This is a genomic window from Clostridium sp. (assembly GCF_026168755.1).
Taxonomy (GTDB): domain Bacteria; phylum Bacillota; class Clostridia; order Clostridiales; family Clostridiaceae; genus Clostridium.
Window position 1 is genome coordinate 26955 of record NZ_JAPFDR010000031.1, and the last position, 10943, is coordinate 37897.

Genomic DNA, 10943 nt, shown 5'->3' on the forward strand with positions numbered 1-10943 from the left:
TTAGCTCAACTAGCATAGCAAAATTATTTTAGCACTGTTGATTATACAGGATTAAATATATATTTGTAAAATATATTTATTAAAATAATAGATTTTCTTACTAAAAAAAGTTGTTAAAATTATGTAATATTACTATTTTATTTTTGTAAATTATGATTTATAATTAAAAAAAAGGGTAGGGAGGAATTTTATATGATTTTAAGATGTATAAATAATAATTTGTGTTCAAGTTTAACATTAAATAAGGAGTATCATGTAATTGAGGAAACTTCAGATTATTATGTAATAATCGACGATTTACAAAATGAAACAACTTGTAGAAAGTCAAGATTCGTTATTGTAGAAGATAATGATTTATCAAAAAAATGTAAAGCAACTATTAATGAGCTTTCATTCCAATTAGAAAATGAATTTAAGGATATTAAGAATTTTTCTATTAGAAAAAATTCAAAAGGTGAGATTAAAGAAATTATTGTAAAATTTAAATATGAATAATCTAAATAATTATATATAATGAATTTTAAATTTATATATAATAAGGAATCCCCCATTTAATGCATTTATTACATTAGATGAGGGATTTAATAATATGTTTAACAAATATTTCCTAGGCAATATTGTTATTATTTCATTAACTTACAGATATTATTTGTAAATTCAACAGGATCTGATATTGATAATCCTTCTATTAATAATGCTTGATTGTATAAAAGGTTAGTATATAAGTTAAATTTATCTTTATCATTTTCATATGCACCCTTTAGAGCAGTGAATACTTCATGATGAGTATTAATTTCTAATACTTTCTGTGCTTTCACTCCTTGATTATTTGGCATTGAGTTTAGTAATTTTTCCATTTCTATTGATAAATCACCTTCATTTGAAAGACAAACTGGATGATTTTTTAACTTATTAGAAACTTTAACAGCATTTATTTTATCATTTAAAACTTCTTTCATAGCATCAAATAATGATTTATTCTCTTCGCTATTCTCTTCTACTTTGTTTTCTTCATCATTATTTTCAATTCCTAAATCGCTACTAGAAACTGATTTAAATTCTTTTTCTTTGTATTTCATTAACATTTTTATAGCGAATTCATCTATATCATCTGTGAAGTATAAAATTTCATATCCTTTATCTAATAATAATTCTGTTTGTGGCATTTTTTCTATTCTATCTATAGACTCACCAACAGCATAGTAAATATATTTTTGATCTTCAGCCATTCTTGTAACATATTCATCCAATGTAACCATCTTCTTTTCTTTTGAAGAGTAGAACATTAATAAATCTTGAAGTACTTCCTTTTCAGCACCAAAATTATCATAAACACCGAACTTCAAAGTTCTTCCAAATGCTTTATAGAATTTTTCATAATTTTCTCTTTCATTTCTAAGCATTTTTTCAAGTTCACTCTTTATTTTATTTTTAATATTTTTAGCAATAAATCTTAATTGTCTATCATGTTGAAGAATCTCTCTAGAGATATTTAATGATAAATCTTCTGAGTCAACTATACCTTTAACAAATCCAAAGTAATCTGGAAGAAGATCAGAGCATTTATTCATTATCATAACTCCATTAGAATATAATTCTAATCCTTTTTCATAATCTTTTGTATAGAAATCATAAGGCATATTTTCTGGAATATATAATATTGCATTATAGCTTACAGTTCCGTCAACACTTAAATGAATATGTTTTAAAGGTGTATCAAATCCATAATGTTTTTCTTTATAAAAATTACTATAATCTTCTTGAGTTAATTCATTTTTATTTTTTCTCCAAATTGGAACCATGCTATTAACTACTTTTTCATCTATGTAGTCTTCATACTCGCTTTCAGTTCCTTCTTTCAGTTTTCTTTCAGTAAGATCCATTTTAATTGGATATCTAATAAAATCTGAATACTTCTTTATTAAAGATTGAATTTTATATTCATTTAGATATTCATCAAAGTTTTCATCATCTGTATTAGCTTTTACATGTAATATAATATCTGTACCAACTGTATCTTTAGTAGAAGGTTCTATTGTATACCCCTCAACACCAGTAGACTCCCATTTATATGCTTCATCACTTCCAAAAGCTTTAGTAATTACAGTAACTTTGTCAGCTATTAAGAATGATGAATAAAAACCAACACCAAACTGACCTATTATATCATATCCATCTTTAATTTCATTTTCTTTTTTAAATTGAAGAGAACCACTTTTAGCAATAACCCCTAAGTTATTATCTAACTCTTCTTTACTCATACCAATTCCTGTATCAGATATTTTTATAGTTCTATTTTCTTTATCTATAGATACTTTAATAAAGAAATTTTCTTTATTAAAGTTTATATTATCATCGCTTAAAGACTTATAATAGATTTTATCAATAGCATCACTAGCATTTGATATAAGCTCTCTTAGAAAAATTTCTCTATGTGTGTAAATTGAATTAATCATTAAATCTAAAAGTCTTTTAGATTCAGCTTTAAATTGTTTTGTTTCCATAAAACTCTCTCCTTTTTAACTTAATAACTTTTGTTAGCACTCTATCTTGATGAGTGCTAACTCTACATTATTTATTTTACTCCTTTAAATGTTATTGTCAACATTTTATATGGATATTTATTCAAGCAATTCATTAAATTTTTCTGTAAAAATCCTTTTAAATTAAAATTTATTATCTTATACGAAAGACTTATATTTAAATTAAAATTTGCAATTTAATGATAAAAAATATTAATATTGTGTATAAAATATATAAAGTGTCAATAATCTTTAATATAGATACATTTTGTGTATCACGCTACACATACCTCTGTATAATTACCTTAAAACAATAAATGAGTAGGTTTAATATTACCTACTCATTTATTGTTTTAAAAATTTCTAAAACGTAAATATCTTTGATTTAAAAGCTCTCTTACGGTTTTAGTTTGTAAAAGATTTATTTCATTTATTAAATTAGTTTTAATTTCATTTGCAACAAAATTAATATCATTTTGAGCGCCACCAGTTGGTTCTTTAATAATTTTTTCAATTACACCTTTTTCTAATAAGTCATAAGAAGTAATTCCCATTATCTCTGAAATTTCTTGAGCTTTTGATGAATCTTTTAATAATATAGATGCAAATCCTTCTGGGGATAAAATAGAGTATATAGAATTTTCTAATGCCCATACTCTATCGCCACAAGCTAGTGCTATAGCACCACCACTACCACCTTCACCTATAATTATAGAAATAATAGGGACAGTAAGTTGGGATATCTCCAATAAGTTTTTAGCAATAGCTTCTCCTTGACCACGTTCCTCAGCTTCTACACCGCAATATGCTCCAGAAGTATTTATGAAACAAATAATTGGTCTTTTAAATTTTTCAGCTTGCTTCATTAATCTTAATGCTTTTCTATATCCTTCAGGATAAGGAGATCCAAAATTTCTCTCCATATTTTCTTTTAAGTTTTTACCTTTTTGGATACCAACTATAGTAACTGGAATATCTTCTAATAATCCTATTCCTCCAATAATAGCTTTATCATCTCCATAGTTTCTATCTCCATGTAATTCAAAAAAGTTATTAAAGATTAGTTTTATATAATCTTCAGCATTTGGCCTTTCAACCATTCTAGCAATTGTTAATCTGTCCCATGCTTTAACCTTTTTACTCAACTGATACACCTCCTTGAGGTTTGTGTAATTCTAATAATAAGGATAGTGTATTTTTTAATTCATCTCTATTTACAATATTATCTACAAATCCTTTTTCTAATAAGAATTCTGCACTTTGAAAATCATCAGGTAAATTTTCTTTAATTGTTCCTTCAATAACTCTTCTTCCTGCAAATCCTATTAAAGCCTTTGGTTCTGCAATGATTATATCACCTAACATAGCAAAACTTGCAGTAACTCCACCTGTTGTAGGATCAGTTAAAACCGTGATATAAAGCAACCCTTCTTCACTATGCTTTGCTAATGCTGCACTGATTTTTGCCATTTGCATTAATGAAAGAATTCCTTCTTGCATTCGTGCGCCACCAGAAGCAGTAAAGATTATTAGAGGAAGGTTTTCATAAGTTGCTTTTTCAATGGCGAATGTTATTTTTTCACCAACAACTGTACCCATACTTCCCATCATAAAGTTTGAATCCATTATACAAATAATAGATTCCATTCCGTTTATTTTACATTTTCCTGTTATAACGGCTTCATTAATTTTAGAATTTTCTTTACTTACCTTTAGCTTACTATCATAGCCGGGGAAATTCATAGGATTTTTAGACTCTAAACATTTATTAAATTCAATAAATGTATCTTTATCACAAATTAAATCTACTCTTTCATGTGCACCTAATCTAAAATAATACTTACAATTAGGACACATTTTATAATTTTCTTCTAATGTTTTTTTATATAAAATCTTTCCGCAATGATTACATTTTACCCATGCTCCATCAGGAACAACAGGAATATCATTAGTATCAACAGACGGCATATTTATTACACCATATTGTTTTTTCTTAAAAATACCCATAATTTCACCAACTTATATATTATATTCTTTGCTTATAAAACTTGTATCAAAAGTTCCCAAGCGGAATATATCATTATTTAAAATATCAATTTGAAAGTCTATATTGCTTTCTATTCCTTCAATAATAAATTCATCTAGAGCTCGTAGCATTTTATTAATTGCTTCTTCTCTAGTTTTTCCATGCACAATAAGTTTTGCAATCATAGAATCATAAGTTGGTGGAATAGTATAACCATTGTAAACAGCTGTATCAACTCTAATTCCATTGCCACCAGGTATATTTAAAAAACTAATTTTGCCTGGACAAGGAGCAAATGATTTATTAGGATTTTCAGCATTTATTCTACACTCAATAGCATGACCTTCTATTTTTATATCGTCTTGAGTTAGCTGTAACTCATCACCATTAGCGATTTTTAATTGTTCTTTTACTATATCAACAGAAGTTATCATTTCTGTTACAGGATGTTCTACTTGAATTCTAGTGTTCATTTCCATAAAATAAAAATCACCATGTTTATCTACTAAAAATTCAATTGTACCAGCATTAACATAATTAACTGCCTTGGCTGCTTTTATTGCTGCTTCACCCATTTCTTTTCTTAATTCATCACTTAAGATATAAGATGGAGCTTCTTCAAGCACTTTTTGATTTCTTCTTTGAATACTACAATCTCTTTCACCAAGATGAATTATATTTCCAAAGGTATCACCTAAAATTTGAAATTCTATATGCCTTGGATTTTCTATGAATTTCTCCATGTATACTGAATCATCACCAAAGTTATTTTTCGCTTCAGTTCTTGCAGTAAAAAATGCATTTTCTAGTTCGTCTTCATTAGCAACAACTCTTATACCTTTTCCTCCTCCACCCAATGAGGCTTTAATCATAATTGGATATCCAATTCTTTTAGCTTCTATTTTAGCAGCTTCAATATTTTCAATAAGACCATCACTACCAGGAATAACTGGAACATTTGCATTTTTCATTATTTCTCTTGCTACCGATTTATTTCCCATAATATTTATTGTTTCACTACTTGGTCCAATAAATTTAATATTACATTCCTCGCACATACTTGCAAAACTAGCCTTTTCTGATAAAAATCCAAATCCAGGATGAATTGCGTTGCAACCTGTTACTACTGCAGCACTGATGATATTACTTTCATTAAGGTAAGAATCTTTAGATTTTGAAGTTCCAACACAAATAGATTCATCTGCAAGTTGTGTATGCATGGCATCTTTATCAATTTCGGAATAAATAGCAACAGTTTTTAATCCAAGCTCTCTACAAGCTCTTATAATTCTTACAGCAATTTCACCTCTATTAGCTATTAAAACTTTTCTAATCATAAAACACCTCTTTTTATTAACCTATCATGAAGGTTAATTCACCTTCACAAACCTTCTTATCATCAACATAAGCAATTCCATATCCTACACCAGCTTTGCCACGTATTTTAGTAAGTTCAACTTCTAATCTTAATGTGTCACCAGGAACAACTTTTCTTCTAAATTTAGCATTATTTATTCCTGCAAAATATGCTATCTTACCTTTAAACTCATCTTTGCTTAAAAGAGCTACAGCACCGGCTTGTGCTAAGGACTCAATTATTAATACTCCTGGCATAACAGGTTCAACTGGAAAATGTCCTTGAAAGTAATGTTCATTTGCTGTAACATTTTTTATTGCAGTTATTTTATTTTCCTCAATTTTTATAACCTTATCAATTAAAAGAAAAGGATATCTATGAGGAATTATCTCCATAATTTCCTTAATATCCATTTAAAAATCTCCTTAAATAATAGATATTTTAATAAGTGGCAGTAAAAAATATTTATTAGATTTTTACCACCACTAATATCTATATTATATTTATTATTATGAACGAATCTTAAATAATTCCATTCCAAATTCAACAATTTCTTCATCATTTCTTAAAGCTTCAACAATTTCTCCATCCACTTCTGATGTGATTTCATTCATTATTTTCATAGCTTCAACTATACAAAGTACATCACCTTTTTTTACTTTAGATCCAATCTCAACATATGGAGCTCCTCCTGGAGTTGAAGATGAATAATAAGTTCCAACCAATGGTGATTTAACTATATTTAAGTTTTCTTCTATTAATTCTTCAGTTTCAACTAAAGTTTCCTCAGTTAAAGTTTTAGTTTCCTTTGTAAATACTGTAGAACTTTCAGAAGATGTTGTATTAATAATATTTTCTTTATATAAAGAATTTTCTTCGTTTTTACTAAGTTTTAATTTTATATCACTATTCTCTAATTCAAAAACTCTTAGAGACGATGAATCTATCTCCTTAATAAGCTCTTTTATTTGGTTATAGTCTAACATCCTAACTACCTCCATTTTTTAAATATAAGAGTGCCGTTATGTCCACCAAATCCTAAAGAGTTTGACATTGTATATTCTACGTTAGATTTTTTTCCTTTATTAACAACAAGATTTAAATCACAATCTTCATCCTCATTTACATAATTAATTGTTGCTGGAACAAAATTATCTTGTAGTGATTTTATTGAAACAATTGCTTCAATAGCACCAGCAGCACCTAATAAATGACCTGTCATTGATTTAGTAGAACTAACATATGCATTCATATAATTATCACCTAAAGCTTTTTTGATAGCTAAGGTTTCAACTTTATCATTAATTTCTGTTGATGTACCATGTGCATTTATATAAGATATTTTATCAGTGCTTATATCAGCATCAATTAATGCATCTCTCATAGCTCTATATGCGCCATCACCATCTAAGCAAGGTGAAGTTATATGATAAGCATCACAAGTTGAACCATACCCAACTACTTCTGCATAAATTTTTGCGCCTCTTTTTAAAGCACTATCTAAGTCCTCTAATATTAATGAACCTGCACCTTCTCCCATAACAAATCCATTTCTTTCCTTATCAAATGGGATTGATGCTCTATTTCTATCCTCACTTCTACTTAATGCAGTAAGTGATTGAAATCCTGCGATACCAAATTCACATATAGAAGCTTCAGCTCCACCAGCTACAACAATATCAAGATAACCATCTTTGATACTTCTATAAGCTTCACCAATACAATGAGTTGAAGTTGCACATGCAGAAGTTAAACTTAATGTGCTTCCTAAAATACCATATTTTATTGCAATAGTACCTGAAGCAATATTTGATATAGCCATTGGAATAGTAAGTGGTGATACTCTATTAGGCCCTTTAGCAACTAGAGTTCTTATTTGACTTTCAATAGTACAAAGTCCTCCTATACCAGATCCAAACATTACACCAATTCTTTCTCTATTTAATGTATTAAAATCAAGATTGCTATCCTTAATAGATTCTTCTGCTGCTATTACAGCAAACTGAGTATATCTATCCATTCTTTTTGCATCTTTTTTATCTATAAAGTTGCTAGGGTCAAAATCTTTAACCTCTGCAGCCATTTTTACCTTTAAATTTTCGGCATTAAATAAAGATATTTCATCTATTCCGTTTTTGCCTAATTTAATACCTTCCCAAAAACTATCTATATTATTTCCTATTGGAGTTATTGCTCCAAGTCCAGTGATTACCACTCTTCTTTTCAATTTAATGCCTCCCTTATGCCATCACCATTCCACCATCAACATTTATTACTTGACCTGTAATATAATCCGATAAATTTGATGATAAGAATAATACTAAATTAGCAACTTCTTTTGGATCACCTATTTTTTTCATAGGTATACTTTTAATTATTTCTTCCTTAACCTTATCAGGTAGATTCTTAGTCATATCAGTATTTATATATCCTGGAGCTACTACATTAACATTTATATTTCTTGAAGCAAGCTCTCTTGCTACTGATTTAGAGAATCCAATAACTCCAGCCTTTGAAGCCGCATAATTACATTGTCCTGCATTACCAGCTATACCAACTACAGAAGAAATATTTATTATTTTTCCATATTTTTGTCTAACCATAATAGAAGAAACTGATTTTGTAGTATTAAAGGTACCCTTTAAATTAACATCTAGAACATCATCAAAATCTTCTTCTTTCATTCTAATAATTAATCCATCTTTAGTGATGCCTGCATTATTAACTAAAACATCTATTGTATTATAGTGAGATTTTACTTCTTTTACGAAGTTATCAACTTCCTCAGTAATACTTACATCACATTTTATTGCCAAAGCATCTACACCAAAGCTTTTAATTTCATTGATTAAATCTTCTACTTCACTATTTAAGTTTCTATAATTCATAGCTATATTAGCTCCATTTTGCGCTAGAGTTAATGCAATTTCTCTACCAATTCCTCTTGTAGCTCCAGTAACTATTACATTTTTACCTTTTAACATATAGCTTCCATCCCTTCTAGTGTCTTATTAAGTGATTTTAAATCTTCTACATTAAAGATTTTTACAGTAGCTTTTTTTTCTTTGCTTATTTCACGAACAAAACTACTTAAAGTTTTTAAAGGTCCTATTTCAATAAATGTATCTACACCTTCATCAAGCATTTTTTCAATAGTTTCACTCCATCTTACAGAAGATTTAACTTGATTTATTAATAATTCTTTAATTTCATTTCCATTTTTAATAAAATCAGCTGTAACATTTGTTATTGTCTTTATTTTTGGATCATTAAAGTGTATATTTTCAAATTCATTTTTCAATTTAATAGATGCTTCATTTAATAATGAAGTATGGAAAGGGCCAGATACTTTTAGAGGAATAACCCTTCTTGCACCACACTCTTTCATTAATTCACTTGCCAATTCTACAGCTTTACTTTCTCCACCTATTACTATTTGATTATTAGTGTTATAGTTAGCTATTTCTACTATTCCTTTTTCACTAGCTACCTTTAATACTTTTTTTATTTTATCTTCATCTAATCCAATTACTGCAACCATTGAACCAACACCTTGAGGTACAGCTTCTTGCATAAAACGACCTCTTTTTTTTACTAATGAAACTGCAGTTTCAAAGTCTAAAGCTTCACTAGCAACAAGTGCAGAATATTCTCCTAAGCTCAATCCTGCAACTATATCTGGATTGATACCTTTATCTTTTATAGCTTGTAAAATAGCTATAGAAGTTGTTAATATTGCAGGTTGTGTATTTTCAGTAATATTTAATTCTTCTTTATCACCATTAAATATTAATTCTTTCAAATCAAAGCCTAAAACTTCATTAGCTTTATCATATATTTTTTTACAGCTAGGAATATTATCATATAATTCTTTTCCCATTCCTATATATTGAGAACCTTGACCTGAGAAAATAAATGCTATCTTCATAATTCCTCCATTAATCTATTAGTTATAGACTTTTCTTTACTTCTTCGTATTCATTAAACATTTCTTCAATTATTTCTTTAACACTTTGAACTTTTTTCACCATTCCAGATATTTGACCAGCCATTAGTGATCCATTTTCAATGTCACCATCTACTACAGCCTTTTTTAGAGCTCCTTTACCTAATTCTTCTAGAGCCTCAATACTTGCATTATCACTTTCAAGTTTTAAATATTCTTTTGCAAGTTTATTTTTTAATACTTGAACAGGGTGTCCTGTACATCTTCCAGTAACAACAGTGTCAATATCTTTTGACTTTATTACAGCATTTTTGTAATTATCATGAATTTGACATTCTTCTGATGCTAAAAATCTAGTACCAACTTGAACACCACTTGCTCCAAGGATAAATGCAGCAGCAATGCCTCTTCCATCACCTATACCACCAGCCCCTATAACAGGAATATTTACAGCATCAACAACTTGTGGTAATAATGCCATTGTAGTTAGCTTACCAACATGACCACCTGATTCACAGCCTTCTGCTATAACAGCATCGGCTCCACAGCGCTCCATTCTTTTAGCTAATGCAACAGAAGCTACCACAGGAATAACTACAATCCCAGCATCTTTCCATTTGTCTATATATTTACCTGGATTTCCTGCTCCAGTAGTTATAACTTTAACTCCTTCTTCAATTGCAATATCAGCTAATTCATCAGCATTATCTGATAAAAGCATTATATTAAGTCCAAAAGGTTTATCGGTAAGTTTCTTAGTCTTTCTTATTTCATCTCTTATATGGCTAGCCGGAGCATTAGCGCCTGCTATAATACCAAGTCCTCCAGCATTGGAAACTGCTGCAGCAAGAGTACTTTCTGAAACCCAAGCCATTCCACCTTGAAAAATAGGATATTTAATACCTAAAATACTGCATATATCCTTTTTCATATATTTACCTCCAATACTATTTTGTTAGTGTAAAGTTTTCTACACTACTTCTCTTTTTAAATCTTTATATATCAAGGTTTCGAAAGTTTTTTTGTATAAAAAAACAACGACCCCCTAATTTCATGTTAAAATTGAATCTCTTACAAAACAAAAATAACCAT

General features: G+C 28.7%; 11 protein-coding genes. 1 reads left to right on the top strand and 10 read right to left on the bottom strand.

The genetic code is table 11. The features are described 5' to 3' along the window. The first annotated feature begins 192 nt into the window (after positions 1-192). On the top strand, positions 193-495 hold the full coding sequence (locus Q0Y03_RS11055; RefSeq protein WP_297713885.1) for a hypothetical protein: 303 nt from the start codon (positions 193-195) through the stop codon (positions 493-495). Between the two features lie 128 nt (positions 496-623). Here the strand turns inward: Q0Y03_RS11055 and htpG are convergent, their stop codons facing one another. The 10 genes from htpG to fabK form a co-directional block, all read right to left on the bottom strand. Beyond that, positions 624-2504, bottom strand: a complete 1881-nt coding sequence (htpG, locus tag Q0Y03_RS11060; protein ID WP_297713886.1) for a molecular chaperone HtpG — start codon at positions 2502-2504, stop codon at positions 624-626. 371 nt (positions 2505-2875) lie between these two features. Further along, positions 2876-3676: an acetyl-CoA carboxylase carboxyltransferase subunit alpha gene (locus Q0Y03_RS11065; RefSeq protein ID WP_297713887.1), complete on the bottom strand. Its 801-nt coding sequence runs from the start codon at positions 3674-3676 to the stop codon at positions 2876-2878. Then, on the bottom strand, positions 3660-4529 hold the full coding sequence (accD, locus tag Q0Y03_RS11070; protein ID WP_297713888.1) for an acetyl-CoA carboxylase, carboxyltransferase subunit beta: 870 nt from the start codon (positions 4527-4529) through the stop codon (positions 3660-3662). The genes Q0Y03_RS11065 and accD overlap by 17 nt, the downstream gene beginning before the upstream one ends. A 12-nt stretch (positions 4530-4541) precedes the next feature. Then, positions 4542-5885 carry an acetyl-CoA carboxylase biotin carboxylase subunit gene (locus Q0Y03_RS11075; RefSeq protein ID WP_297713889.1) on the bottom strand — a complete coding sequence of 448 codons (1344 nt, stop codon included), beginning with the start codon at positions 5883-5885 and terminating at the stop codon, positions 4542-4544. A 16-nt stretch (positions 5886-5901) separates the two neighbouring features. Next, positions 5902-6318 carry a 3-hydroxyacyl-ACP dehydratase FabZ gene (gene fabZ / locus Q0Y03_RS11080; RefSeq protein WP_297713890.1) on the bottom strand — a complete coding sequence of 139 codons (417 nt, stop codon included), beginning with the start codon at positions 6316-6318 and terminating at the stop codon, positions 5902-5904. 96 nt (positions 6319-6414) lie between these two features. Next, positions 6415-6891: an acetyl-CoA carboxylase biotin carboxyl carrier protein gene (gene accB / locus Q0Y03_RS11085; RefSeq protein WP_297713891.1), complete on the bottom strand. Its 477-nt coding sequence runs from the start codon at positions 6889-6891 to the stop codon at positions 6415-6417. Between the two features lie 5 nt (positions 6892-6896). Beyond that, entirely contained in the window at positions 6897-8132 is a 1236-nt protein-coding gene (gene fabF, locus Q0Y03_RS11090) for a beta-ketoacyl-ACP synthase II (RefSeq protein ID WP_297713892.1), read from the bottom strand. 13 nt (positions 8133-8145) lie between these two features. Continuing rightward, on the bottom strand, positions 8146-8889 hold the full coding sequence (gene fabG, locus Q0Y03_RS11095) for a 3-oxoacyl-[acyl-carrier-protein] reductase (RefSeq protein ID WP_297713893.1): 744 nt from the start codon (positions 8887-8889) through the stop codon (positions 8146-8148). Then, a complete protein-coding gene (gene fabD / locus Q0Y03_RS11100; RefSeq protein ID WP_297713895.1) occupies positions 8883-9836 on the bottom strand; it encodes an ACP S-malonyltransferase in 954 nt (317 codons plus the stop codon). Before fabD ends, fabG begins: the two co-directional genes overlap by 7 nt. A gap of 19 nt (positions 9837-9855) precedes the next feature. Continuing rightward, positions 9856-10782 (bottom strand): enoyl-[acyl-carrier-protein] reductase FabK, encoded by a 927-nt coding sequence (gene fabK, locus Q0Y03_RS11105; RefSeq protein WP_297713894.1) that lies wholly within the window; start codon positions 10780-10782, stop codon positions 9856-9858. Positions 10783-10943: the final 161 nt, after the last annotated feature.

Bases quoted from the DNA above. Each gene is read 5' to 3' on its own strand.
- Q0Y03_RS11055 (WP_297713885.1), top strand. From the start codon at position 193: ATGATTTTAAGATGTATAAATAATAATTTGTGTTCAAGTTTAACATTA.
- htpG (WP_297713886.1), bottom strand. From the start codon at position 2,504: ATGGAAACAAAACAATTTAAAGCTGAATCTAAAAGACTTTTAGATTTA.
- accD (WP_297713888.1), bottom strand. From the start codon at position 4,529: ATGGGTATTTTTAAGAAAAAACAATATGGTGTAATAAATATGCCGTCT.
- Q0Y03_RS11075 (WP_297713889.1), bottom strand. From the start codon at position 5,885: ATGATTAGAAAAGTTTTAATAGCTAATAGAGGTGAAATTGCTGTAAGA.
- fabZ (WP_297713890.1), bottom strand. From the start codon at position 6,318: ATGGATATTAAGGAAATTATGGAGATAATTCCTCATAGATATCCTTTT.
- accB (WP_297713891.1), bottom strand. From the start codon at position 6,891: ATGTTAGACTATAACCAAATAAAAGAGCTTATTAAGGAGATAGATTCA.
- fabG (WP_297713893.1), bottom strand. From the start codon at position 8,889: ATGTTAAAAGGTAAAAATGTAATAGTTACTGGAGCTACAAGAGGAATT.
- fabK (WP_297713894.1), bottom strand. From the start codon at position 10,782: ATGAAAAAGGATATATGCAGTATTTTAGGTATTAAATATCCTATTTTT.